Source organism: Haladaptatus sp. CMAA 1909, assembly GCF_043952005.1.
Taxonomy (GTDB): Archaea; Halobacteriota; Halobacteria; order Halobacteriales; family Haladaptataceae; genus Haladaptatus.
The window spans coordinates 797000-821112 of the sequence record NZ_JBIOAV010000002.1; the positions used below are offsets into that span (position 1 = coordinate 797000).

Consider the following 24113-nt stretch of genomic DNA (forward strand, 5'->3'; position numbering starts at 1 on the left):
GTGGTTCAGATTTCTTGCAGGAGTATTACAGCACTATTCCTGTAACGATGCCTGGGAGTCGTGGAGGTGGAACGGTTTCGAGGAAGGATGGGGCAGCGTTCGGACGAAAGTGGCGAGGGAACGGAAGATCCATATAGCGATATGAGGTTCATTCATAGTTGCCACTCTCGTCTTTCGGCGAGAGAGCCGACCGAAGAATCGGACGTGTAGAACTAGGAATCGTGTCGGCGTTCGGCGATTATCTCCACGAGCCGTTCGGGGTCTTCCGCTGCGAGCGTGAGGACGGCGTCGTGAATTTCACGTTTCTCTTCATCGCGGATACCCCGTCGCCGAAGCTCCGGGACGACCGAAATTCCGATCGCGTCCTCGAACTCGTCCCACGTCTCGCCTCGGGCGTACAGCGGACGCTGGCGAACCTCCGAATATTCGAACGACGGACCGGAAACTCCCGCGGACTCGGTTTTGGACGACTCCGACGACCGTGACGTCTCAACGGGGGGGCTCTCCGCGGGTTGCATCGAATCGGCCGACGATTCCGTGGACTTTTCCGGAGAAGGTTCTGACGGTTCCTTCGTCGTATCGTCGTCTTCGACGGCACCCAAATCGTCGAACGGGTTCGCATCGGTCATCGTTCGACACCCCCGTTCGCGACGATGGACGCCAGTTCCTCGAAGTTCTCCAGTTGGTCGTTCTCGGGATCGTAGTCCAGCAGCGGCTGGTGTTCCTTCAGCGATTTCGAAAGCGATGCGCTGTATCGGATACCGGGCTTTGGCGGTCGCAGTTCGCCGTCGTCGATGGCGTCGAACTGATCCGCCGTAATCCGAGCGAAGTTCGGGACTTTGCTCTCCGTCGCTTCGGCCGTGTTCAAGTTTTCGAGCAATTCACGGTCTTCCGTCCGTTGGTCGATTCGCTCGCGGAGTTTGTTCGGGACGAGTGCGAGCACGTCGATATCGATGTACTCCTGTGAGGGCGTGATGAGTCGCTCCATGGTGCGTTTGTATCCGCCGATGGAACTCGAACCGGGTTCGAGAGGAATCATGACGTTTCCGGACGCGACCAGCGCGTTGTTGTTGAGCATCCCGGGATAGGCGGGGCAGTCGAACACGATGTAATCGTATCGCTCACCGAGAAGCGGATCGACGATTTTCGTTTTGACCCGTGCGGAGCCCTGAAGTGCGCCTGCGAGGTCCTTTTCGACATCTTCGAGCGTGTCCGAGGACGGAAGGAGGTCGAAATCGAACTCGGTCTCCTGAATGAGGTCGGCAGCGGTCGCGTTGCCTTGGTCGAGGATGACGTCACCCAGATTCGTCTCCCCTCGGTAGACGTCACCGAACCCGAGGCCGTTCGTCGCGTGGCCGTTCGGGTCGAGATCGGCGAACAGCACCCGACCACGTTCGGTGAGTTGCCGGGCGAGGTTCATCGAAATCGTTGATTTGCCGACGCCACCTTTTAAGATGACCACGCTCACAGCGCGTGGAGTGTCTACGTTTGCTACCATTGTGTAACCCGACCGCCGGAATCCCCGTTTGTGATAGGTAGCGGAGGTATACAAGCCACCTATTGTCCGGTTTTCGTTTGTTTCGACGGTTGAGATAGCCGTCTCGCCACAAAAACATAAACTTGCCGCAAGTAGATGGTTGAGGTAGAATAGGTTCACCAGGAGAGATAGATAAGGTAGCTAAACTACCTATTGTACGCACCGCAGTTGAGTAAGTTATAGCGCCGGATTCAGTTCAGCGATCAGCCGAGCAGGTGGGATAGAAGAAGTAGTGGCGATAGGTAGTTCAGGTAAGATAGTATCGATAGGTGGTCTGGGCGGGATAGTGAAGACAGAAAAGACAGCTAAGGTAGACAGACTACCTATTGCTACCGGTACCGGACAGAAATCGAAATACGACCGGACGACGGACGAGGTCCCAAAACGATGATCTGGACGATAGGTAGCTCAGGGACAATAAGTAGCTCAGGAATAATAGGTAATGGAGGGCAAATAGGTAGTGAAGAACAGATAGGTGGTGAAGGATGAATAGGAGATGATAGATAATAGATGGCTCAGAAACAATATGTGGGTCGCTAAAGTGGCCGGCTACGGTTGCTATCTCTAGGACGTTCTCGGAACGGTGAAGCAATAGACATTATCAGATGAGATTCGTCACGTTACAGTTTTCAGACATTCGAGCCGTGGCCTATTCATGCGAATCGGCAGGTCCCTTGTATTTAGAGTTGAACCGTTCGCCATTCCGCTACTGCCAACAGCAATCGAGTGGGACACGGATTACAGCGGTATTAACAAACACGGGTGCCGGATTCACCGGATCGTTGGTTACTGTGAGCGTTTTTATATCTCGGTTATAGTAGTGCGTACCCGATATATGGATGTTTAACCAACGACCTACGGACGAATCTTCGGGATCCGGGACGTAGCCATATAAAGCCATCAACGAGAGCGGGAGCGGGAAAGAGCTAAGTCATTATCTCGATAATGATTATCGTAAGAATGTTTCACGACCGCGCCGACGAACTCGACGCACTTCGCGCGGAGCACGAACGGGATCGATTCAGTCTCGTCATCATCTACGGTCGTCGTCGAGTCGGAAAAACCGAATTGATCAAAGCGTTCTGTGAAAACCGGAACCATCTCTATCACCTCGCGTCCCAAGACTCGGCGAAAGTCCAGCAGGAACAGTTGGTCGAGGAGTTAGCGGCGTACCGAGACGAACGAGTTCCACGCATCGAAAGTTGGCACGATGCAGTCGATTACCTCGGCGAGGTTCTCGCGCAGGACAAACGAATCGTGGCCATCGACGAGTTCCCGTATCTCGTCGAGTCGAGCGACACGATTCTCTCCGCATTCCAACGCCTGGTGGATACACAACAGGCGGAGTCGACATCGACGCTCATCCTGTGCGGGTCGAGCATCAGCGTCATGGAATCGGACGTGATGGGTCACGAGAGCCCGTTATATGGGCGTCGAACCGCCCAAATCGACCTCCAACCGTTCACGTTCGCCTCGGCGAGCGAGATTATCGATTATCCGATCGAGGTACGAGTCCAGTCGTTTGCGGTGACCGGCGGCATGCCGATGTACCTCGCGCTCTTCGATTACGACGAACCGCTCGAAACGAACCTCCTCCGAAACCACCTCTCGAAGACATCGATCCTCTACGACGAACCCGAATTCCTGCTCAGGACGGAACTGCGCAACCCATCGCGGTACATGAGCATCCTCGAAGCCATCGCGAATGGACACACCACGCCGAACGAAATTTCCGGACAGACGGACATCGGTTCGGGACCGCTTTCGGGGTATCTCCAGCGTCTTCGCCGGCTCAGGCTGATTCAGCGGGAGGTTCCTGTCACGGCGATCGAAAAGAAATCGAAACGGTCGATATACCGGATCAGCGACGAGTTCCTTCGCTTCTGGTTCCGATTCGTGGAGCCGAATCGGTCGGGAATCGAGCAGGCACCCGACCTCGTTCTCGAGGATCGGATCATGCCCGAACTCGACCGGTTCGTCGCGACGACGTTCGAAGACATCTGTCAGGAGGCTCTCTGGAAACTCGCCAAGAATGGGGAACTAAACGGGTCGTACGGTGCGATCGGTCGATGGTGGTACGGTGGGCACGAAATCGATATTGTTGGACTCGACGACCGGACACCGACGGCACTCTTTGCCGAGTGTAAATGGACCACCACGCCGGTTGGGACGGAGCTGGTCGAGGATTTGCGCGAGAAGGCGCGTGAGGTGCGGTGGAAGACGGGAGACCGAGACGAGGAGTTCGTGCTGTTCTCGAAATCGGGGTTTAAGAACGACCTTCGAGAGAGCCTCGATGACCGTTGGCGGCTGGTCGACCTGGAGACGTTGGCGGTCGTTTTCGAGTGAGTTGGGGAACGAACCCCCTCCCCCCGTTGTCGAAGTGTAAACGGGAGAATGAGGGGGGTGGGGTGCTCGTGAGGGAACCGGTGGAGAACGGTGATAAGGGAAACTAAGACGAGGGATTTGTCGACTGATTTGGCGGTAAATACGTCGCTATTGCCGGAATTCGGAGGACTGGACGGCAGTATATAATAAACGGAACCTTTAAGTGTAAAGACGGAAAACAATATCTGCAAACCATATTTAGAACAGCTAAGAAGCAGCTAAGAAAGATAACTGAGAGAGGATACCACCGCGTCAACAACACCCGCTACTCCAACCACACGTTACACTTCGATAACGGGGTGGGGGTGATACCATCGACACCAGCCGACGAAATGAGTGGCCTCGTTCGTTTTCCGCAGCGAGTCGAGGATGAACGAGTAGATAAAACAAGTACGTAGAACAGACAGGTGCTGTTCCATCACCACCTCCGGCCTCGACCGGCGATTTTTGCCCGCACTCCGCCAGCAAACCGGTTGTTACACTTCGATGAAGGGGTCGGTAACCGGTCGTGGACTTTCCGGACGAGAATGACTGATAAAAGCACGCATACAACGCATTGTACCTCGTAAACGGAGGAGTAATTACACTTCGATAAGGGGGTAGACGGTGACAGAAAAGTCAACGCATGCTAGCGGTTTCTCCTTCCGGTTACACTTCGATGAAGGGGTTGGAGAGCATCCTCGAGAAGCGTTACTCCTCGATGTTCACAACTCATCTCGAACGGCAACCGTCACGGACAAACGACGACTTCGTTCGGAATACGGTCGCGGTATTCGAGTATCTTCGACACGTTTCGAGTACCCTGAACGGGTTTGAAACCCCCGAGAGGTTCGAGTATCTCTAACAAGTAGGCCTCCATTCCTCACCCTCCGAAGCTCGAAAAGAACCGATCTCCTGTTTGAGAAGCCTTCTAACCAAACAATACACTTCGATGACGGGGTAAGACGGTGCCGGTCCGGCAGACGATGACACCGCCATGGACGTCCCGGTCAGTTACACTTCGATGAGGGGGTACCGTCGGCCGATGTTACACTTCGATGGAGGGGTTGCAGACACCCATCAATCGTCCGTTCACGGCTTGCTGTCCGTCGATTACGACGGGAGGACTGTCTCTTGTCACGACGGGATGTAGCCGTCTCACGATGAGGGGGTGCCTTCTCACGACGAGATGTAGCCCTCCCACGTCGATCCGTCCGTCGATTGCTCATCGATCCGTCCGTCGATTGCTCATCGATCCGTCCGTCGATTGCTCATCGATCCGTCCGTCGATTGCTCATCGATCCGTCCGTCGATTGCTCATCGATCCGTCCGTCGATTGCTCATCGATCCGTCCGTCGATTGCTCATCGATCCGTCCGTCGATTGCTCATCGATCCGTCCGTCGATCTCCCGTCGATCTGTCCCTCGGCATTTACGAGCCCTTGAACTTCTGCATCTTCGTCTGTGCGATGGATTTGAGATGGTCCGTCTCACCGCCGATCGCCGAGAGTCGGGAGTCCTCCGCGAGCAGGTCCAGAATCGGATTGGGGTCATCCGAGAACGAAAACTCCATGTGCATCCCCTGTCCACGGCCACGGCTTTTTCGCTCGGCGTCCACGATTCCGTACGTGTTGAGTTCTTTGACGTACTTGATGTACGTCTCACGCGTCATCTGATCCGCGTCCAACAGCTCGGTGATCCACTTGTAGACTTGATATCCGACGGGACTCGGGACGGATGTCGTGGCATGGGCCGTGTGTACCGCGACTGCCGCCGTCGCGTAGAGCGAGATCTTCTTCTGTGTCGAGAGTCCTTCGATTTGGGTGAGCATGCGGTCCTTGTCGACTTCGTCTTGGGAATCCCGGACGTGCGATTCGGTGACGACGTCGTCGTTCTGCCGGTCGGCGAGGTCGCCGGCTTTCCGGAAGAGATCGATTCCCTTGCGGGCGTCGCCGTGACTTTGGGCGGCGAACGCCGCGACCAACGGGATGACGTCATCGCTGAGGGCACCGGCTCGGAAGGCGTCACGACGATGGTCGAGGATTTCACGCAGTTGGTTCGCGTCGTAATCGGAGAAAGGGATATCTTCGGGATTGAACGAACTCTCCGAGCGCCCGTCCACGTTCTCCATGAATTTGGGGTCGTTCGTCAGGGCGGCCACGGACACCGTCCCGTGAATGGTGTCCGTCTTCCCCGCCCGCGACAGTTGATAGAGGAGCTTCGAATACGCGGGTTCGTCCTCCCGGCCCACGAGGAGATCGATTTCGTCGAGAATGAAGATGACCGAGTCGTAGTAGGTGTTGATGAGGTCGTAGAGGCGCTCGTACTTCTGTTCGGTGGAGACACCCGTCGCCGGGACGCCGGTGGCGACACCGACGTCTTTCGCGACGGTTTCGACGAGTTTGTACACCGCGCGGTCGAGGGTGGTAATCGGCTGGCAGTTGAGACTGATGACGCCGAAGTTGATGTCCTGTGATTCACAGAGTTCGACGATTTGCCCGCAGACGGCGTTGACGATGAGGGACTTTCCGGTCCCGGAGGGACCGTAGAGAAGCATGTTCGGGGGTCGCTCGTCGCGAAGTGCCGGTTTGAGATACGCGACGACGGCTTGAAGCTGGTCGTCACGTCCGACGATGCGTTCTTCGTCGATGATGGTATCCGGTTCGACGAGGTTCCGGTTCACGAACACGGATCCGCCGGAGTCCTCTTCGAGGAGTTCCCGGATCGTTTTCTGGTCGGAGCCGTCGGCCGCAGGCGGACCGACCGCTGTTTCCTCGGACCGATCCGAGAGGGCATCGTCGGGTGTCTCCGTGGTATCGCCTGGCATATTCGAAGTCACCGAGACCACGAACAAAAAACTACCTATGTCGAAGTCTAACCCCTTGAAGAGAGTGTCTTTACTATCCCACGCAGCCATCTGGCGATTTGAAAGGTGAACCGTATCCGAAGTCTAAAAAACGAACGACGAACACCTTCCATCGGTTTCACCCGGCACCGTATTCGCGTGTCGCCACCCACTGCGGTACCGCCACGGTTGTCGTGGGTTACCCCGTGATGCGCAAGTCATCGCCGACCTCGTAGAGATACCCGCGGAGCAACAACGTTTCGAGAAGATCATCGATGAGGACGGCCTCGATGTCGTGCGCTCGAAGCACCTGGTCCGCTTGTTCGTAGGTGAACGACTCTCCCGATCCGAACCGCGTCCGCAGGTGGGAGAGTGCTTCTTCCGTCATCGGCGGGAGTGGCGTGTAATCGGAATCCCTGTCGGACATCGTGGACAGTACTAGCTTGGTCGTTCGGTCAGTTAAGAGTTCGTCCGGGAACGACACCGTTCGAATACTCGAGTACTTCCAGCGACATGGCGTGAAGCCCCGAACCCGAGCGGCAAGTAAATATATGGTAACATGACTCATAGTACGGGCCGAGCGATCGATATGACCGAGAGTCTGAACTGGATGCGTCCTGTAGATATCGAGATACTCACTAGCCTGCAGCGTATACAACCCGAATATCTTCCGATCGTTGCAAATCGGATGGGGCTCCACCTGTCGTACGCTGAACGCCGATGCGACCTTCTTCGCGAGAACGGGCTTATCGCACCCGTAACCGGTGAAGCAATTTACCAGTTAACCAGCGACGGCGAAACGGTTCTCGCGGACGTCCGAGAAGGGTCGCTGACGACCGTTCGCACGGACGACACGGACGAGGACGAGGAGTCCATCTCCATATAACGAACGAGGGGGAGCACCGAACACGCTCTTGACGCTATTTTTGCCGTGACCCCAGCAGTCTGCACCGGTAGCGACATGACGTGCCGACGTTTCCGTTCGAAACCATCGGGAAAAGACAACGAAACTCACGGGGAGTACGCGTAACAGCGTTCACCTGTCGCTCGTCTACGGCGCGTCTCCTGCCGCTTTCCAGCTACAATAGCTACAGCGCTTAAAATAGCCAAAATCGTTTCAATAGGAACAATGGTCACAATAGGTGCAATAGGCAAAATATATACAATAGATATGAAGTTTACAGTAGGTGAAATAGATATAATGGGTGAAATGGATACAATAGTTATATATCTACGATGCCTAAAAAACCAAATTCACTGCAATGATTATAATAGTGTAATTAGTAATAGACCCACAATAACCACAATATTCCAATGGGACTAACAGATGGAATTGCTATAATAGACACAATATCTACGATAGGTGGCTAAGTCACTCACTCTCGGATCCACCCATCGTCGTCACAGCATCTCGGTTGGTACGGAAAGCAGCTTTCTGTGGCTCCTATCTGCCTCCTCAAGGGATGGTTCGCTGCAGCGGGTCTCGTTCGTGCGTTCGTTCCGCTCTACTAGCCGAGAGCGAAGATTCCGCGATGCTGGACGAAACGAGCATGGGAATGAGAACACCGAGCGAAAATCGTCTCACCTAGCTCACCGGAACAGTCGGCTTAATGTGCATGGATAAACCAACTATTTCACCATGCGAATAAGGCTCACGACCGGACGCGGACGAGGAAGTTCGCTTTACCATCCGACGGGAGGAGTTCTATGACGATCGAAACGGTCGATTTCACCGAGGTCAGGCCCGGTGAGATGACTGGCACCGCCGTTCAGCGTCGAGAGGATCGACACCTTCTGACGGGTGACGCCCGGTATACCGACGATATCCAGTATCCGCGAATGGGGTACCTCGCGCTCCTCGGCAGCCAGTACGCGCACGCTCGAATCGAGTCGATCGACGTGAGCGACGCTGAAGCCCACAGTGACGTGATCGCGGTCTATACCCACGACGACCTTCTCGAATCCGGCCTCGATGGTACGATGCCGGCCGCCGAACTGGACGCCGAAGATCTCCAAGAAGACGACGATAGCGGGGAGGAAATGTCCGTCGAGCGGCCCCTCCTCGCCGATGACCGCGTGCGGTACCAAGGGCAACCCGTCGCCGCGGTCGTCGCCGAGCAGCGGTACGCCGCCTTCGATGCACTCGATGCGATCGACGTCGAATACGAACGTCTCGATGCCGCACCACAACTCGACGACGCCGTCTCATCGGATGCGCCGCCGATTCACGATAGCGTACCGGGCAACGTCGCCTTCGAGTGGGACACTGGCGATAGTGAGAAGACCGAGGAAGCGTTTTCACAGGCCGCACACACCGTCTCGCTCGACCCGTCGAACAACCGCGTAATCCCGACGGCGATCGAACCGCGAGCGGCGGTTGCGCAGTATCGACCGTCGGACGACAAACTGACGGTCGAACTCTCGAGCCAAAACCCGCACGCGGTTCAAGATCGGCTTGCCACAGTCCTCGGATTGCCTCGACACCGTATCACCGTTCGTGTGCCGGACGTCGGCGGTGGCTTCGGCGCGAAACTCCAACCGTACGCCGGCCACCTTCTGACGGCGTGGTGCTCGATGCAACTCGAACGTCCGGTCAAGTGGCAGGCCCGTCGCACCGACGACTTCCAATCGATGGTCCACGCTCGTCGGCAGGAGACGCACGTCGAGGCGGCGCTCGACGAGTCGGGGCACATCCTCGCGCTTCGAGGGGAGATCGACGCGGATCTCGGTGGATACCCGACGGTCGGTGGAGTGGGCATCCCGAAGGGGACCGCGGGGATGCTCTGTGGCGCCTACGACATCGACGTCGGACACGTCTCCGTTCGAGGGGTGCTCACCAACACGGCTCCGATTTCGGCCTACCGGGGTGCCGGCCGACCGGAAGCAGCGTACATCATCGAACGGCTAGCGAGTACCTGCGCCCGCGAACTCGGGATGGACCCGGTCGAGTTTCGCCGACGAAACTTCCTTCCGCCCGAATCGTTCCCGGTCGAGACGGCCCTCAAAATGAACTACGATAGCGGTGACTACGGGAAGACGCTCGGCCGAGCCCTCGAAATCGTCGACTACGACGAATTCCGCGAACGCCAGGAGCGCGCCCGTGACGACGGACGGTATCTGGGTATCGGATTTTCCTCGTACGTCGAGATCTGTGGCGGCTCCGCGGGGAGTATCGAGAGCGGACAGATGAGGGTCAACGCCGACGGGCAGGTCGTCGTTCACACCGGCACGCAGGATACGGGTCAAGGGCACGAAACGACCTATGCTCAAATCGTGAGTGACCAATTGGGTGTCGACTACGACGCTATCGAAATCGTCGAGGGGGACACCGACAAGGTCACTGAAGGCGGTGGCACCGCCGGCAGCCGAAGTTTGCCGATGGCGGGGAACGCCATTCGGAAGGCATCCCGCCGTATCGAAGAGAAGGCGCGGACGATCGCCGCCCACCGTCTCGAAGCCGCCGAGGCGGACATCGAATTTTGTGAGGGGGAGTTTCACGTTCAGGGCGCACCGGATTACGGGATTACGTTTCGGGACGTTGCCGCCGACGCGTACAATCCGCGAAACCTCCCGGACGACGTCGACCCCGGTCTCGAAGCGTCGGTGTACTTCGAACCGGACGGCTCGACGGCACCGTTCGGGACCCACGTCGCGGTCGTCGAAGTCGACCCGGAAAGCGGTGAGGTGTCGTTCCAGCGGTACGTCGCCGTCGATGACGTCGGCCCGCAGATCAACCCGAAACTCGTCGAAGGACAGATCGCCGGTGGTATCGTCCAGGGAATCGGTCAGGCGCTGTACGAGGACGGCCACTACGACGCGAACGGTAACCTCGCCACGTCTTCCTTGCAGGACTACGCGATTCCAAAAGCGATCGACGTCCCCGACATCGAGTCGGATAGCACGGTGACGCCGTCTCCGAACAACGCCCTCGGCGTAAAAGGGGTGGGCGAGGCGGGGACCATCGGCTCGATGCCGGCGGTCGTCAACGCGGTTATCGACGCTCTCGAACCGCTCGGGGTCGACACCTTCGACATGCCGTTGACCAACGAGCGGGTCTGGTCGGCGGTCGAGACAGCGGCCGACCGGTAAATCGGGGCGTCGAGGAGGCCGGGTGATTTTACCGTTCGAACCGCTAGTGGTCCACGTATGGCATACGAGAAAGTCAACTATCACGACGTCGAAAGTGTTGCCGACGGGTTACACTTCCTCCGTGACCCGCTCGGATGCGAGCAGTTCGGCATTTCGGTACTCGAATGCGAACCGGGCTGGACCGGCAAGGAACACGCGCACGTCGACCGAGAACACGAGGAAGTGTACCTCCTCGTCGATGGCTCCGCGACGGTGACCGTCAACGACGAAGACGTGCAGATGGAGGGCGGTGATGCGATTCGACTTCCGCCCGAAGCTACTCGACAGATACAGAACGGCGATACCGAATCGCTGTTCGTCCTCGCCGGCGCGCCGTGAGTTCACCCCGAGTAAGGGGACGGTGAACGCTCGCTCGATTCCCGTTCGACGTTCTGGACCGTCCGGTCGAGTTGCGAGACCAACTCTTCGACCGATCCCTCGCCGACACGGTAGTTGGACTGTCCAGACTCACTGCGCCACAAACGCGACCGTCGGGGTGATGAACCGGTTTCGCGACGGAATAGAGACCATCGACCGCTTCTTCATCGTTAATGGCGTATCCCTGTTCCCGCGTTTCTTCGAGTGTGAATCGCTCGTCGGGTGCGGAGAGCGAGTGTTCGGTTTCACGGGGTTCCCGCCTCTATTATCCTCTCAACGCGGGGACGAGTGAACTCGGCGAGGGTGGCCTTCCGATGCGGTGTCGTGCATGTAAAACGCCTGTCGGTCGCCGAGAAACGACGACTGTGTATCGTACATCTCGCTATACGGAGACACTCCCCGTCCGTGTTCTTCGACGCTGAAGTCCGGTATCCGATCCGTTCGATCGTCGAGAGCGGCAATCTCGTTCTCGGCGATTTCGCACACGTCCTTGCGGGAGATGACGTACTCTCCCAATTCGAAAAGTTTCGATCCCAGATGGTAGAACCGTCCTCTTTGACGACGTATCGTTCGCTTGTAGCCTCGTCAGATGGGCACGGAGGTACTTTCCGAGGCTGGAGGATGAATCCCGATGGCGCAGCGGGAGATTCAGCAACTGTACGGGGTACCGAACGTTCGAAATCATCGAACGGTTGGAACTGGACCTCGGCAAACCGGTGGTGACGAGCAATAGGGCTAGCTTGTAGAATGCACTTCGGATCATCGGCGTCGATTACTACGAAATCGACTTGGAACGCTCTTTCGACGCTGAAGCTCGGGTGCGTGGTCTTTCACGTCGCTTCCGAGGCGCACGCGTACTCGCGATGTGTGCGACGCTTCTCACAGTCAGTTTCGCAGGTACAGGTGCGGCACAGATTGACGCCGGCGTGAACGCCTCCGTTGGGAACGCGACTGGGGAAGTGCAACGAGCGGTGACGCGACGAGCGGCGATGCCACGGGCGGTAACGCCGACAGCGGCGGCGTCGGTGTCGACGTGAACGCGATGGTCGACGGCATCGTTGACGACACCTGAATCTGCTCGATTCACACCGATTTTATATTGCTGCCCCCGAGAGGGGTCCCCCTGTTACATATACCGAACGGACAGGCCTCCCTTGAAACACGGCGATTCCGTCGCTTTCGGTAGCCGGATCATCCGCGGTGTCCATATGGACCGACTACGACAGGCGAGTGCGGTCGGGGAGACGCGATGGGTGCCTTTACGCCCCATCGGTCGAACGAGGGGTGGTAGAAACTAACCCCGGTTTTTTTACGCTAGAGAGTAGTCCAGCCTGCAGCATGCGCAGGATACGTATCTCCTGCCTCATCGGGTGTCTGGTGGGGTTCGTCGTGGTTTCGGGCTGCATCGGAGTCGGGTCAGAGGAGGGTGGGAAGACGAGTTCGGGGGAGGTCGCTCGACCGGCGACGTCGAGTGAAACCGGGGACGTAGCGACCGAACGAGCGACCTCGGTTTCGAGGGAGACGAACCAATCACAGGTCGCGGTGTCACGGACGTCGTCGTCCGGGAACGAGACGATCTCGGCGGCGTTCACGACCGGGTCCGAGCGAGTTCCGGTGACGTTGGAGGTCGCGAACTCGCCGAGCGAGAGGGAACACGGATTGATGCATCGACAGTCGCTCCCGCGCAATCACGGAATGCTGTTCGTGTTCGATACGCCTCGGCCGGTCGCCGTTTGGATGAAAAACACGACGATACCGTTGGACATCATCTTCGTGCGGGCGAACGGGACGATAACGAACATCGAACACGCGAGTCCGGAGCCGAACGTGAACGACTCGGAGAAACGGAGGTACTCCGCGGACGTTCCGGGACGATACTTCGTAGAGATGAACCGCGGGTTCGCCAATCGGACGGGACTGGAGCCGGGTAACAAGCTCGTGCTCGGTGACAAGCGGCTGACGACCGAGCGACGGGATGGCACGGACGGTTCGAAGTCCAACGGTAGCGGCTGACAAACTACAACCATGAACAGAAGACAATTTTCCGCGATATCGATGGCCAGCGTCGTCGGAATGCTCGGCGGATGCGTTTCGAACGCGATGAATAACGACGGGGGGAACGGCGAAACGAAACGAGCGAAGGGCGAGCGGGAGACCGGCGAAACGAAACGGACGAACGTCGATAGGGGGACCGGCAAAGAGAAGCGGACGAAGGATCGGTCGTACGATGTGAGTACGGAGACGGTGCTGGCGGTTCACAATCGAAACGGTCCGGTGAACGTACGGCCCCACGACGGTTCGACGGTCGATATGCACGCCGAGATTCGGGCGAACTCGAACGAATCCTTGCACGAGGTGTCCGTCACCGCGACGAACACCGAAAACGAACTTCGCATCGTCACCGAGTTCGACGAAGGTGTCAAACGCGACCAAGCATCCGTTTCCATGGACGTTCGCTGTCCGAGGAATATGGTGACGGACGCCGTGACGACCACGAACGGTTCCATTGAGGCCACCGACCTCGTCGGGGACATCGAATACCGGAGCAGAAACGGGAATCTCGTGGTCGAAGACATCGAGGGTACCGTTTCGTTGACGACGAGCAACGGGGGTATCACCGCGAAGAACGTCGGCGGGGTGGCGGGAGCCGAGACGTCGAACGGAACCATCGACGTCGAAATCCCGTCCGTGCCGAACGACGTCACCGTCGAGAACTCGAACGGGCCTATCGACGTCGCCCTTGCACCCGGACTGAGCGTCGAACTCTCCGCCGAGACGTCGAACGGTCCCGTGTCGGTTCACGATATCGACGTGAGTTCCGTGGAGAAATCGGAACACGGTTTTTCGGGAACTCTCAACGAAGGACGGCATTCCCTCGTGTTCGAGACCAGCAACGGTTCCATCGACATCTCGTCGTTGAACGGTGACGGCGGGAACTGACGCGGTAGATGACGTCACGGGGTGACGTCGGCCCGAGTCGATCTCCGCCGCCTCCCCTCGCGAAGGGGAATCCCAACTACGGGAACGCTCCGTCGCCGACGTCGTTCGTCAACGTTCCGATGCCATCGTAAGTGATGGTGACGGTTTGACCCGGTTCGATGACTCCGGGGTTCTCGGGACTGCCGAGTGCGATGCAATCCCCCGGACGGAGCGTAAACCGCTGCGAGAGGTGCGCGACCAGGTCGTACGGATCGAAGAGCATCAGTTCGGTGTTCGATTCCTGCCGTTTCTCGTCGTCGACGTACGTTTCCATGTCGAGATCCGTCGGGTCGACGTCGGTTTCGATCCAAGGGCCGAGCGGGGCGGATCCGTCGAACGCCTTCCGTGCGGTACGACCGACCTGGTCGAGGGCATCGACGTCGTTCATGATCGTGTACCCGCGAACCACCGACGGAACCGCCTCGGGTGAGAGATTCCGACAGCGTTCGTCGATGACGACGACCAGTTCTCCCGCGTAGGTGAGTTCGTCGGTCCACGTCGGATACGGTATCGACTGCCCGTCCGCGAGAAGACTCGTCGCCGGTTTGATGAAGAAGTCGGGTTCCTCCGGTTGTTCGTAGTCCATCTGTTCGAGCGTCGTCGCGTAGTTCCGCCCGATGCAGTAGAGGGCGCTGGGGTTACAGGGCGGAAGCAATTGTCCGTCGATACCGACTTCGTAGACACCATCATCGGTGCGGAGGGTCCCGTTCTCGTATTCCCCGGAAACGGGGCCGGTCGGAGTGAGCAGTCGTGCGAGTCGCATGAACAGAGGTATCATCATCTGTCGTAAAAATGTTGAGTACGTTATCTCTCGATTGGAATCTCACCGGAGTTGAAGGGATACGGAAAACACGTGGAGGAGTACAGAAGACGCCTCATCGTTCCCCGGGAACGGGCGTTCTCGGGCGGTAGCCATTTCAAACCACAGGCGTTATTTATACCCGACTCCGAGTCCAACCGTGACTACGTTTGATTCGTCTTTTGACGACGATCCAAAATTAGCGAGCAGTGGGTACCGAATTACCGTCGACGAGGGCCGCGAGTCGTTTTTTGCGATCTGCATCGAAGAACCGGGGAGCGAGACGGCGTGGATCATGTCGGACACCGTTCGAGCGCTGGATTCGATGCGGTAAACCGCCGGTTCGTCACGAACACCGACGACAGTCGGTGAGCTACTACCTGTCGAGGGCTACAAAAGTCCTCTCCCGACCGTAGAGCCCCTCTCGTTTCGACGGCGGCGATTCGGAACCGTCCGTCACCCCTTTCGAAGCCACGAACGTGTCGGTCCGCGATGTGTTTGCGTCTCGATTCATCGGTAAACATAGTTGTCTCGAACTATGATGTAATTATGCCCTGATATAACTCTTCGAATTAATTTATTGTATGAACTATGGCCGAAAAATCTTAAACTGCAGCCTATGGGTATTCTCGTGATGGCTCCAGACCGACAAAACCGAACTGCTGCAAGTCGTCGCTCGTATCTCAAACTCGCCGGTGTTGCCGTCGGCTCGACCGCACTGGCCGGTACGAGCGTGGCCGCGTCGTCCGACCTCGAAGACCAGTACGGGACGGTTATCGACGTTACGGATGAAGGCGCGGACCCGAACGGGAACGAATCGATTTCGCCGATCATCGAGGAGTTGGCGGCGAGCGATACGTTGTTGCGATTCCCGAGCGGGGAGTACTATATCGATAAACGGGTTCGCGTCACCGGCTGTAATAACTTCGGAATGGTCGGCGACGACGCGACCCTCGTCCCGGCCTCGTTCGACGAGTTCGACGATAGCGACGACTGGAACTACAAGCTGTTCCAGTTTGGGGTCGATTACGACCCCGTGACGGACCTCAGGGTGGAGAACTTCACGGTCGATATGAGCGGCGACGAAACCGGCGTTCGAGTCCTCGATGTGGCCGCTGACGACGGATTGGTCGTCCGCGACATCGACGTCACCGGCACGCACGACAGCGGTGCGTGGGGTCCCGGGAGATTCGTGATCACCGACCCCGACGGTACGGGTCTCGTCGAACGGTTCTCGGCCCCCGACGGCGCGGTTGCGACGGAGAACGCACCGGGCGATAGATTGGATTGGGGACCGACCGGAATACTGTGTAACAACAACGAAGGGACGATCACCTTCCGCGACTGCGTTCTCGGTTCGTTTCCGGACCACGGACTGTACGCGTCCAATGGCAACGGGTCCGTTCACGTCGAAGGTGGTCGCTTCCAGAACAGTCTGGGGGCGAACGTCCGAATCGGTGGTACCAACAGCACCGTCGAGGACGCGACGATAATCGTCGACGAGGAAGGCGGGTTCGACCGTGCCCAACAAGGGCTTCGCTACGATAACGGGGACTACGTCGTCGCGTCCAACGTCGACATCCAATCGAGCGTTCCCAATAGCCCGGCCGTATGGGTCGCGAAAAACGCCGAACGAAGCCATTTCAACAACGGCACCATCACGGTGCAAACCGAGGATGCGGTTCCCGCTATCATGGTTCGGCCGGGTTCGGGAAGGGCGTTCATCCAGCACTGTGACGTCACGCACGAGGCTGGCGGCGGTTCGGCCGTGAAGATCGGTGACGGTGACGACGGCGTGAAGCTATTGGACACTACCATCACGGGGCAGGCAGAGACGAGCGGTACGTACGGCGCTATCTTCAACGAGCGAGCTGACTCCCAGTTCCTCGGCCTCTCGGTCGACCACGGCGTTGACTCCGGTCGCCACGCGCTGATCAACAAGGCCGCAGACTGCACGATTCGTGGCGGCACGTACGTCTCCGAAAGTCACGCGCTCGTGGAGGGCGGCGACGGGACGCTGATAGAGGACGTCACCGCTCGCTCGCGAAGCGGGAAAGCGGCCCTTCAAATCCTCGAAGACGCGGAGAACCTCACCCTCACGGACAACGATTTCGAAGGCGGTATCGAAGACGACCGGTGAAGTGAAACCACGGAAAAAGCACTTTCTCGGCCCGTAGCCCCCGTTATTCGAGCAGATTTGGATGGGATTTCACCTAACGACGAAGCGATTGGTTGGATGAGTTGCTATCCGCTTTCGGCACGGGCTCGTCCAATCAGGAACAATTCAAAATTTTTAATAATAAGTTTAAATAGCTAACGAACCAGCCAAAAGGCTGTTTACGTTCGTTCACGACTGATTCACCGTGGCGAGGCCGCTCTGGTAGAGGATCTGACGTCATCACTCGGGTCCGTCTGTGCCCCGCCACCTTTCTACCTACTGGCTCCGCCGTACTCATGTCGTTGTAGCGGGAGAGCGTCAGCTAACGGTCGTCCGATGGAATCCCATCTCGGGAACGAACCGAGAGACTCCGACGATTCGGCGTGGACTCGTGGTGTCACTCCTGGGAGCGGGACGATTCCTGTTGAGGCGGTACGAATAGGACCGACCACTCACTCCGACGAACGGGAGTGGAATCGAACCACCGGGGCCACGGAGTGGCCGCCATCGACGCGGAGTCGATGGTACTTCTACCAACAAGCGACCCGTTCCCGTGAAACGGTGTGTGGTCGTGCCAGCGGAACCACGCACCGAACGACGGTCATCAGACACGGCAATTCGTTCGTTAACGATGCTCGAACGTCGCGGGACATGGCGACCTGACTGGCGTAGTGCGACGTTCGTAGTTTTCCTATCGTCGGTATCGATTGTTGTTATGCGGTCTCTGACGACGGAGAAGGGGCGAATAAACCACGACCGTCGGCGCGTTTCGATCACCCATTTATCGCGAAAAGTGGGACGTCGAAACGGATGTCGTGGAAATCACATCGGCCACCGTCGGTATCTTCTCCTCTCTATTCCCGAAATCGGCCGTTTGGGACCGACTGACGGGTTCGAGGTTCACCCGCCAAGCGGGCGGTTCATCCACACGTCGTTTTGGCCGTTTGATTGTCCTCGAAAATGGCGGTTTGCATGCTACATCGATAGGAGATTCCGTCCCCATCGGGAACACGAATCGGCTTTCCGACCCCGATCGGATCGACGACGAGCTGTGTGTGGACGGCGATCGTGGAACGTTCGCCGTTTTTGACGTGAGACCGAAACCAATCGTCCACTTTCTCGTTGTCCATCGTGACGGGAATGACGACTTCCCGTGTTTCCTCCGGACGCAGTAACGTCCGTTTGGACGCGTTCGCCGAAAGGACCCCACTCCCCGTACGGAACATCGTGTTTCCGTTCACGGAGGCTCGCATCCTGAGACCGGTCGGATCGACGACGATGGGCACCGTCTTGCTCGGGTTGTGAATTCGGAACCGTACTGAGACGGTCGTCCGGTTTCCGGTCACGCGGCCCCACCTCGCGTGGGCATCCTGTACCTCCGCGCCGATAGTCACCTTCCGGTGGATGGAACCGGTATCGACACGCCGAGTACGAACGTATTCGCCTTCGGTTCGCTCGGCGGCATGCGAGATGGAATCGAGAATCGGCGTCCGATTTGCGAACTGGGTGTGTGACTCCGACGCTCGATACGACCAATCTCTGACCGGCGTGGTGACGCGTAGGTTTCCAGACGCAGTCGCGTGAATCGTTTCGTCGGCCTCGATGAAATTCACCCACCAGCGCTTCAGGCGGTCGTTTTCTACGTACGTCGATTGCGTTTGTGTCGTATTTCCGCGCGGAAGTTCGACCGTCTCTCGTGTCCCATCGGCTACCGTGACTCCGTTGAGGGAAAGCGAGTAGTCCACGTGAAGCGAATTGCCGGTCGTGACATCGACGGGATAGGGGTTGGTCGTCCAAAAGGTGGTGACGACCTCGGTTCGTTGGTCGGTAACCGTTCCCCAGTCTCCGAAGTCCTGAACGCCAGCGGAAGGTTTCGGGACATCCTCGTTCGTGACTGCGAGATAGCCGCTCCCTGCCAGAACGAGCAGCACGATGACGCCACCCACGACGAGGTTCCTCATCCGTACCATAGGTGTTCAGTTCCGTTTGACTCGATAGTCGATGGGCTCGGCGACACTAATACAGAGGATATGCTCCAAAGGATATGATTTTACCGGCCTTTATTTAAAATTCGCTAGAAAAACTATAAATTCCCGAAGAACGAACAGCGACGACCGCGAACGGACGGAAAACTGGGTCACTGTCGGGACGAGAGAAGCGACGCGATGAGGGTATGGAACGCGGGACGGAAGTCGGAGATCGCGATGTCGTTACGGGTCGGATGTATCCGGTTAGTCAGCGTGACGACCGGTCACACACTGTCGAACGATCCCATCGTATTGACCTCTTATACTCCGTTTCGTATTTTCGTGGGTTCTGACCATACACTCAATACGCACCGGAACTCCGTAGAACGTGTCCATATGACCCATAAAAACACCGAACAGGCACCCACGGATATCAACGGTTCGCTCCCGACGGCGTTCTGTTCGTGGTCCGGCGGCAAGGATAGCTGTTTTGCGTGTTTTCGCGCGATGAAGGAGTACGATGTCGTCCAACTGGTACACATGGCGGTTCGTGACGACGCCCGGACGGGGTTCGACGCGGTCGACGAAATACTCGTGGCACAAGCCCAGTCGATGGGCATCCCCCTGATTCGGCGACGGGTCGACTGGGAGTCCTACGAACCGACCTACCGGGAAACGCTTTCGACCGTCGAACCCAGCACTGGTGTCTTCGGGAACGTCACGGGTCCGGAACTACGTGCGTGGGTCGATGACCTCTGCGATGATCTCGACCTGACTCCCGTCTATCCGCTCTGGGACGGGAACCCGATCGAACTCTATCGAAGCTTCATCGAACGTGGATTCGAGGCTCGAATCGTGAAAATCGACGCGGAACGCGTCGCGGACCGCTGGCTCGGAGCGCCGCTCGACGAGGAGTTCCTCGATTACCTGCTCGCGAACGATCTCCATCCGATGGGCGAGTTCGGCGAGTATCATACCGTTACGATCGACGGACCGCTATTTGAGACGCGGGTTCCCGTACGCATCACCGGTCGAACGACCGACGATAGCGCGCTGATCGCAACCGTCGAACTCGACGACTGACCCGCGAACATGGGGTATCGTTACCGACTGGATTCGAGCGTTACGGACCCCGTCATCCAAGCAGTGATCGTCGCCAGATGTTTCCCGGTAGAAGTGGTCTAGTGGACGTACGATGCACAAATCAGCGCCGGACCAGACCGAATGCCCGCAGTGTGGTACCCCGTACGACAAACTGACTATCGTCGAGGAGGGTGTGCGCTGGCGCGATCTCTTCCCCGGCACCGTTTTCGACTTTTTCAAATCGTATCAACGCCGGTGTACCGCTCGGGTCGATGTTGAAAACGACTCCGAACTCCCGGAACGGAAACGGGCGATTTACTTCCATTCTGACCGTTGAGTCGTTCGGTCGTCGAACGCCCTCTCGTCGTGACCGCGCCGAGTGACGGCGGAAACCACCGGTCGAAGCCGGACCCCCGTCAAAAATACCTTGCAGTGACAGTCACTATCGTCTTGTTCGGGGTCGTATTCTCGTTGGTCGATGGGGGAGTTACTGCTCGTCTGCAAAGAGTGTGAGTGGTCGGCGGGAGATGATGGTACGGAAAAGCCGACGGTAAATCAGAATGCGATCGAGCATTTCTGTGAGACCGGGCATCCGATCACCGCCGTCGGTCCGGAAAAACGGTCGTCATAGGGATGATTATGGCACAGCAACAATCGTCTCTCGTCGACCATTGGCCAACGGATATAACGTTCGCTCTTCCCTGGGTGAGGGTATGACTGCAACGGTCGTCGAAGTCGGAATCCCCGCGACTGAATTCGCACTCAGTGACTCGTTATCCGCGATCGATGAACTGAGTTGCGAGGTCGAACGAGTCGTCGCTCACGACGACGATCGTATCATGCCCTTCGTCTGGATCACCGCCGATGAACCCCGTGATACGATCGAATCGACGCTCGCGGATGACCCGTCGACCGAAGACATCGAACTACTCGCCGATCTCGGGGACGAATGGCTCTATCAAATGGAGTGGATCAGTAAAGTCGAGTTGCTCGTTCGCGTCCTCGTAGAGGAGGACGGGACGATTCTGGCTGCGATGGGCAACGAACACGAGTGGAACCTTCGCATCGTCTTTCCCGAACGAGATGCCCTCTCGCGGACGTACCAATACTGCCAGGATCGGGAGATGACGTTGAACGTCATCAACATCTATCAGTTGGAGGACGGTCGAAAAGGTCGCTTCGGTCTCTCGGATGAGCAACAAGATACGTTGACACTAGCGTACGATCAGGGCTATTATCAAATCCCTCGGAAAGCCGGCGCGACGGATCTCGCCGAGGAACTGGATATCTCCCACCAAGCCATCTCCGAACGGTTACGCCGCGGGCACGAAAGCCTCGTCGAAAACGCCCTCATTCTGGGAAAGGGTGCGGATGATTCGAACACGAACTGATCAGTTTGAGACACTCACCGCCTCGGCGTAGGAATCCCTCTTACTCGCACAGACTTTGGAAGGGAACCGAAACGACGTGAGGAGCCGATGACTCAGTCGATCCGTTCGGCGAGCGATATCGCTTCGTCGAGCGACAGCTCTCGGGAACTCGCGTGGAGCCGTTCTACCAATCGCTCGATTCGCGCTTCGGTAACTCGTCCCCCGCTCCGTTCTACGATCCGTCGTGCGGCACCTCGGCCGGTCGAGTGACCGAAGAGGAGCCGCCGTTCGCCGCCGAACCGGGCGGGGTCGAACGGTTCGAACGTACTCGGTTCGTCCAACATCGCTGCGGTGTGGAGGCCGGATTCGTGGGAGAACACCCCCTCCCCGAGGAGCGACTTTTCGGGTTTCACGTCCTCGTCCAAGGTATCGAGAACGCGCTTCGTGACGGGAAGCAACTCGTCTTCGGCGATCGCAACGTCGACCGCTTCGTCCCCGACGCTCGCCGCGGCGACGAACGCTTCGAGCGCGGCGTTTCCGGCCCGCTCACCGAGACCCGCGACCGAGAGATCGACTTTTCCGACGCCGCAACGGGCGGCGGCCAATGCATTCGCCGTCCCGACGCCGAGGTCGTCGTGGAAGTGGACGCCGACGGAGGAGCGGTCGGTGTCGAGCGCTTCGAGGTGGGTAACGACACCGGCAGGTGTCCGACTGCCGACCGTATCCGCGATCGTGTAGAGTTCCGCGTCGACGGCCGCGAACAAGTCGTCGAGGGCTGCTGGCTCCGTTCTGAACCCGTCCATCGCGCTGAAGTGTACCTCGACACCGTGGTCGTGGGCGACGTCGGCGGCCTCGATTACCGTTTCCGCCAGTTCGGTTCGGTCTATCCCGAGGACGTGGTCGAGTTGGCGCTCGCTCGTCGGCGCGAAGAGGTCGACGACGTCCACCCCGGCTTCGATTGCGGCCGTCACATCGCTCGGGATCGAACGGGCGAGTCCGGTGATGGAGGCGTTCAAATCGGTGCGCTCGCAGACCTCGGCCGTTCGACCGTCCGCAACCGGAAACCCGACCTGTATGTAGTCCACGCCGAGCGAATCCAATTCCCGCGCGGCGGTGACTTTCTGCTCGACCGAATAGCAAACGCCGGGTCGTTGTTCGCCTTCGCGTAGCGTGAGGTCGAGGAGTTTCATACGATTCCGTCCTTTCGAAGCCGTTCGATTCGCTCCGAATCGTAGCCGAACGCGGCGAGGACGGCGTCGGTATCCTCGCCCAGCGCCGGCGGATCGGTGGACTCGACTCGGTCGAATCCGGTGGTGTGTGCCGGGAATCGCGGAGTCCGTATACGATCGCCGTCCCCCTCCGTCGCCCGAACCTCCGCGAGAGCGTCGGTCGCTTCGAGATGCGGGTCGGCGGCGATATCGGCGGTGTCGTTCACCGGTGCCACCGGAACGCCGGCCGCCTGTAGGCGTTCGACCAAATCCGTCGCGGTGTAGGTGTCGCAAATCGATTGAACGCGCTCGCCGAGTTCTTCACGGTTTTCGAGCCTATCCGGGAGCGTTTCGAACCGTTCGTCAGTGTGCAGGTCGACGTCGAGCGCCTCACAGAACCGCAGCCACTGTTTCTCCGACGACGGTCCGATGAACACCCACTGGTCGTCTTTGGACCGAAAGACGTCGTAGGGTGCCCATCCGGGATGGCTCGCGCCCATTGCCTCGGGAACGTCGTCGTACGCTTGGGTGTACGCTAACCAGTATCCCATCAGTGCAACGGTGCTCTCGAAGAGCGGGACGGTTATGTGCTGCCCCTCGCCGGTCGCATCCCGCTGGCGGATGGCCGCCAGTATCGTGAGTGCCCCGTACAGCGACGCCGCCATATCCGAGAGGCTCGTCCCGGAGCGAGCGGGAGGCGTGCCGGGATGCCCCGTGACGCTCATCACGCCGGAGAGCGCCTCGGCGACGGGGTCGAGCGCCGGGAACTTCTCGTACGGTCCCGGATTGAACCCCTTTATCGAACAGTAAACCAACGAGTCGTTGCTCCGACTCAGATCGTCGTACCCGACGCCGAGACGGTCGGCGGTCCCCGCGGCGAAGTTCTCTACTACAACGTCCGCTTCGCCGACGAGGTCGCGGAAAACGGCGTTTCCCGCTTCGGATTTCAGGTCGACGGTGATACTGAGCTTGTTCCGATTGACGTAGTTGAACGAGCTATTGCCGATCGGACTCGAATCCCGGACGGCGTCGCCTCGCTCGGGGTGTTCGACTTTGATGACTTCTGCGCCCAGATCGGCCAGCAACATCGAACAGAACGGTCCGGCGATGATGTGCCCGAGTTCGAGAACCGTGACGTCCGAGAGCGGTTGGCCGTCCGCACCGGGAAGTAAGCCGGGGGCGATTCGACCGCCATCCGTTCGAACGTCGCGTTCGCCGCGATTGTCGGACGAATGCTGCTCGTTTTTCTCGTCTGATTGACTGTTCTCCGTGGGTCGATTGTCGTCTATCATTTTTCG

Annotated in this window: 22 protein-coding genes and 1 pseudogene; 13 read left to right on the top strand and 10 right to left on the bottom strand. The window is 58.3% G+C overall.

Annotated elements, in window-relative coordinates:
• Positions 1–212: 212 nt before the first annotated feature.
• Positions 213–629 (bottom strand): hypothetical protein, encoded by a 417-nt coding sequence (locus ACGYLY_RS21740; protein WP_395284460.1) that lies wholly within the window; start codon positions 627–629, stop codon positions 213–215.
• The gene (locus ACGYLY_RS21745; protein ID WP_231188022.1) at positions 626–1498 is read right to left on the bottom strand and encodes a ParA family protein; all 873 of its coding nucleotides are present in this window, start codon (positions 1496–1498) and stop codon (positions 626–628) included. Before ACGYLY_RS21745 ends, ACGYLY_RS21740 begins: the two co-directional genes overlap by 4 nt.
• Before the next feature lie 999 nt (positions 1499–2497).
• On the opposite strand from ACGYLY_RS21745, the gene ACGYLY_RS21750 reads away from it, so the two are divergent.
• On the top strand, positions 2498–3883 hold the full coding sequence (locus ACGYLY_RS21750) for an ATP-binding protein (RefSeq protein WP_395284459.1): 1386 nt from the start codon (positions 2498–2500) through the stop codon (positions 3881–3883).
• Positions 3884–5332: 1449 nt separating this feature from the next.
• Here ACGYLY_RS21750 and ACGYLY_RS21755 read toward each other — a convergent pair.
• Together ACGYLY_RS21755 and ACGYLY_RS21760 are read right to left on the bottom strand one after the other, a co-directional pair.
• The gene (locus ACGYLY_RS21755; protein ID WP_395284458.1) at positions 5333–6727 is read right to left on the bottom strand and encodes an orc1/cdc6 family replication initiation protein; all 1395 of its coding nucleotides are present in this window, start codon (positions 6725–6727) and stop codon (positions 5333–5335) included.
• Positions 6728–6944: 217 nt separating this feature from the next.
• A complete protein-coding gene (locus tag ACGYLY_RS21760; RefSeq protein WP_395291275.1) occupies positions 6945–7172 on the bottom strand; it encodes a hypothetical protein in 228 nt (75 codons plus the stop codon).
• 162 nt (positions 7173–7334) lie between these two features.
• Here ACGYLY_RS21760 and ACGYLY_RS21765 point away from each other — a divergent pair, with 162 nt between their 5' ends.
• The 3 genes from ACGYLY_RS21765 (at position 7335) to ACGYLY_RS21775 (ending at position 11212) form a co-directional block, all read left to right on the top strand.
• The gene (locus ACGYLY_RS21765) at positions 7335–7631 is read left to right on the top strand and encodes a hypothetical protein (RefSeq protein WP_395284456.1); all 297 of its coding nucleotides are present in this window, start codon (positions 7335–7337) and stop codon (positions 7629–7631) included.
• Between the two features lie 821 nt (positions 7632–8452).
• Positions 8453–10834, top strand: coding sequence for a xanthine dehydrogenase family protein molybdopterin-binding subunit (locus tag ACGYLY_RS21770; RefSeq protein WP_395284455.1), 2382 nt, complete (start codon positions 8453–8455; stop codon positions 10832–10834).
• Positions 10835–10891: 57 nt separating this feature from the next.
• The gene (locus ACGYLY_RS21775) at positions 10892–11212 is read left to right on the top strand and encodes a cupin domain-containing protein (RefSeq protein WP_395284454.1); all 321 of its coding nucleotides are present in this window, start codon (positions 10892–10894) and stop codon (positions 11210–11212) included.
• On the opposite strand, the pseudogene ACGYLY_RS21780 reads toward ACGYLY_RS21775, so the two are convergent.
• Both ACGYLY_RS21780 and ACGYLY_RS21785 read right to left on the bottom strand, forming a co-directional pair.
• A pseudogene (locus ACGYLY_RS21780) lies at positions 11151–11447 on the bottom strand (IclR family transcriptional regulator C-terminal domain-containing protein); the annotation flags it as partial. The gene ACGYLY_RS21775 and the pseudogene ACGYLY_RS21780 overlap by 62 nt on opposite strands.
• Before the next feature lie 77 nt (positions 11448–11524).
• Positions 11525–11767, bottom strand: a complete 243-nt coding sequence (locus ACGYLY_RS21785; RefSeq protein ID WP_395284453.1) for a hypothetical protein — start codon at positions 11765–11767, stop codon at positions 11525–11527.
• A gap of 347 nt (positions 11768–12114) precedes the next feature.
• Between ACGYLY_RS21785 and ACGYLY_RS21790 the strand changes: the two genes are divergently transcribed.
• The 3 genes from ACGYLY_RS21790 to ACGYLY_RS21800 all read left to right on the top strand — a co-directional run bounded on the left by ACGYLY_RS21790 (position 12115) and on the right by ACGYLY_RS21800 (position 14191).
• A complete protein-coding gene (locus tag ACGYLY_RS21790; RefSeq protein ID WP_395284452.1) occupies positions 12115–12288 on the top strand; it encodes a hypothetical protein in 174 nt (57 codons plus the stop codon).
• Positions 12289–12589: 301 nt separating this feature from the next.
• Positions 12590–13264, top strand: coding sequence for a DUF192 domain-containing protein (locus ACGYLY_RS21795; protein WP_395284451.1), 675 nt, complete (start codon positions 12590–12592; stop codon positions 13262–13264).
• A 42-nt stretch (positions 13265–13306) separates the two neighbouring features.
• Entirely contained in the window at positions 13307–14191 is an 885-nt protein-coding gene (locus ACGYLY_RS21800) for a DUF4097 family beta strand repeat-containing protein (protein WP_395284450.1), read from the top strand.
• A 76-nt stretch (positions 14192–14267) separates the two neighbouring features.
• Here the strand turns inward: ACGYLY_RS21800 and ACGYLY_RS21805 are convergent, their stop codons facing one another.
• Positions 14268–14993 carry a fumarylacetoacetate hydrolase family protein gene (locus ACGYLY_RS21805; RefSeq protein ID WP_395284449.1) on the bottom strand — a complete coding sequence of 242 codons (726 nt, stop codon included), beginning with the start codon at positions 14991–14993 and terminating at the stop codon, positions 14268–14270.
• Between the two features lie 196 nt (positions 14994–15189).
• On the opposite strand from ACGYLY_RS21805, the gene ACGYLY_RS21810 reads away from it, so the two are divergent.
• From ACGYLY_RS21810 to ACGYLY_RS21820, 3 genes are all read left to right on the top strand, one after another.
• Entirely contained in the window at positions 15190–15363 is a 174-nt protein-coding gene (locus ACGYLY_RS21810; protein WP_231188042.1) for a hypothetical protein, read from the top strand.
• Positions 15364–15663: 300 nt separating this feature from the next.
• A complete protein-coding gene (locus tag ACGYLY_RS21815; protein WP_395284448.1) occupies positions 15664–17169 on the top strand; it encodes a hypothetical protein in 1506 nt (501 codons plus the stop codon).
• Between the two features lie 354 nt (positions 17170–17523).
• Positions 17524–17850, top strand: a complete 327-nt coding sequence (locus ACGYLY_RS21820; protein ID WP_395284447.1) for a hypothetical protein — start codon at positions 17524–17526, stop codon at positions 17848–17850.
• 257 nt (positions 17851–18107) lie between these two features.
• Here the strand turns inward: ACGYLY_RS21820 and ACGYLY_RS21825 are convergent, their stop codons facing one another.
• Positions 18108–19157: an LEA type 2 family protein gene (locus ACGYLY_RS21825; RefSeq protein WP_395284446.1), complete on the bottom strand. Its 1050-nt coding sequence runs from the start codon at positions 19155–19157 to the stop codon at positions 18108–18110.
• Between the two features lie 393 nt (positions 19158–19550).
• On the opposite strand from ACGYLY_RS21825, the gene ACGYLY_RS21830 reads away from it, so the two are divergent.
• From ACGYLY_RS21830 to ACGYLY_RS21840, 3 genes are all read left to right on the top strand, one after another.
• Positions 19551–20237, top strand: coding sequence for a diphthine--ammonia ligase (locus tag ACGYLY_RS21830; protein ID WP_395284445.1), 687 nt, complete (start codon positions 19551–19553; stop codon positions 20235–20237).
• A gap of 112 nt (positions 20238–20349) precedes the next feature.
• Positions 20350–20574, top strand: a complete 225-nt coding sequence (locus ACGYLY_RS21835; RefSeq protein WP_395284444.1) for a hypothetical protein — start codon at positions 20350–20352, stop codon at positions 20572–20574.
• A 376-nt stretch (positions 20575–20950) separates the two neighbouring features.
• On the top strand, positions 20951–21628 hold the full coding sequence (locus ACGYLY_RS21840) for a bacterio-opsin activator domain-containing protein (protein WP_395284443.1): 678 nt from the start codon (positions 20951–20953) through the stop codon (positions 21626–21628).
• 92 nt (positions 21629–21720) lie between these two features.
• Here the strand turns inward: ACGYLY_RS21840 and ACGYLY_RS21845 are convergent, their stop codons facing one another.
• Positions 21721–22797 (bottom strand): LeuA family protein, encoded by a 1077-nt coding sequence (locus ACGYLY_RS21845; RefSeq protein ID WP_395284442.1) that lies wholly within the window; start codon positions 22795–22797, stop codon positions 21721–21723.
• Positions 22794–24107: a CaiB/BaiF CoA transferase family protein gene (locus ACGYLY_RS21850; protein ID WP_395284441.1), complete on the bottom strand. Its 1314-nt coding sequence runs from the start codon at positions 24105–24107 to the stop codon at positions 22794–22796. Before ACGYLY_RS21850 ends, ACGYLY_RS21845 begins: the two co-directional genes overlap by 4 nt.
• Positions 24108–24113 lie beyond the last annotated feature (6 nt).

What these genes read in the sequence shown, in the direction of transcription:
- ACGYLY_RS21820 (WP_395284447.1), top strand. Translation starts at nt 17,524, where the DNA reads ATGGAATCCCATCTCGGGAACGAACCGAGAGACTCCGACGATTCGGCG.
- ACGYLY_RS21850 (WP_395284441.1), bottom strand. Translation starts at nt 24,107, where the DNA reads ATGATAGACGACAATCGACCCACGGAGAACAGTCAATCAGACGAGAAA.
- ACGYLY_RS21750 (WP_395284459.1), top strand. Translation starts at nt 2,498, where the DNA reads ATGTTTCACGACCGCGCCGACGAACTCGACGCACTTCGCGCGGAGCAC.
- ACGYLY_RS21825 (WP_395284446.1), bottom strand. Translation starts at nt 19,157, where the DNA reads ATGGTACGGATGAGGAACCTCGTCGTGGGTGGCGTCATCGTGCTGCTC.
- ACGYLY_RS21760 (WP_395291275.1), bottom strand. Translation starts at nt 7,172, where the DNA reads ATGTCCGACAGGGATTCCGATTACACGCCACTCCCGCCGATGACGGAA.
- ACGYLY_RS21770 (WP_395284455.1), top strand. Translation starts at nt 8,453, where the DNA reads ATGACGATCGAAACGGTCGATTTCACCGAGGTCAGGCCCGGTGAGATG.
- ACGYLY_RS21795 (WP_395284451.1), top strand. Translation starts at nt 12,590, where the DNA reads ATGCGCAGGATACGTATCTCCTGCCTCATCGGGTGTCTGGTGGGGTTC.
- ACGYLY_RS21805 (WP_395284449.1), bottom strand. Translation starts at nt 14,993, where the DNA reads ATGCGACTCGCACGACTGCTCACTCCGACCGGCCCCGTTTCCGGGGAA.
- ACGYLY_RS21835 (WP_395284444.1), top strand. Translation starts at nt 20,350, where the DNA reads ATGCACAAATCAGCGCCGGACCAGACCGAATGCCCGCAGTGTGGTACC.
- ACGYLY_RS21845 (WP_395284442.1), bottom strand. Translation starts at nt 22,797, where the DNA reads ATGAAACTCCTCGACCTCACGCTACGCGAAGGCGAACAACGACCCGGC.
- ACGYLY_RS21765 (WP_395284456.1), top strand. Translation starts at nt 7,335, where the DNA reads ATGACCGAGAGTCTGAACTGGATGCGTCCTGTAGATATCGAGATACTC.
- ACGYLY_RS21775 (WP_395284454.1), top strand. Translation starts at nt 10,892, where the DNA reads ATGGCATACGAGAAAGTCAACTATCACGACGTCGAAAGTGTTGCCGAC.
- ACGYLY_RS21815 (WP_395284448.1), top strand. Translation starts at nt 15,664, where the DNA reads ATGGCTCCAGACCGACAAAACCGAACTGCTGCAAGTCGTCGCTCGTAT.
- ACGYLY_RS21745 (WP_231188022.1), bottom strand. Translation starts at nt 1,498, where the DNA reads ATGGTAGCAAACGTAGACACTCCACGCGCTGTGAGCGTGGTCATCTTA.
- ACGYLY_RS21740 (WP_395284460.1), bottom strand. Translation starts at nt 629, where the DNA reads ATGACCGATGCGAACCCGTTCGACGATTTGGGTGCCGTCGAAGACGAC.
- ACGYLY_RS21755 (WP_395284458.1), bottom strand. Translation starts at nt 6,727, where the DNA reads ATGCCAGGCGATACCACGGAGACACCCGACGATGCCCTCTCGGATCGG.
- ACGYLY_RS21800 (WP_395284450.1), top strand. Translation starts at nt 13,307, where the DNA reads ATGGCCAGCGTCGTCGGAATGCTCGGCGGATGCGTTTCGAACGCGATG.
- ACGYLY_RS21840 (WP_395284443.1), top strand. Translation starts at nt 20,951, where the DNA reads ATGACTGCAACGGTCGTCGAAGTCGGAATCCCCGCGACTGAATTCGCA.
- ACGYLY_RS21830 (WP_395284445.1), top strand. Translation starts at nt 19,551, where the DNA reads ATGACCCATAAAAACACCGAACAGGCACCCACGGATATCAACGGTTCG.
- ACGYLY_RS21790 (WP_395284452.1), top strand. Translation starts at nt 12,115, where the DNA reads ATGTGTGCGACGCTTCTCACAGTCAGTTTCGCAGGTACAGGTGCGGCA.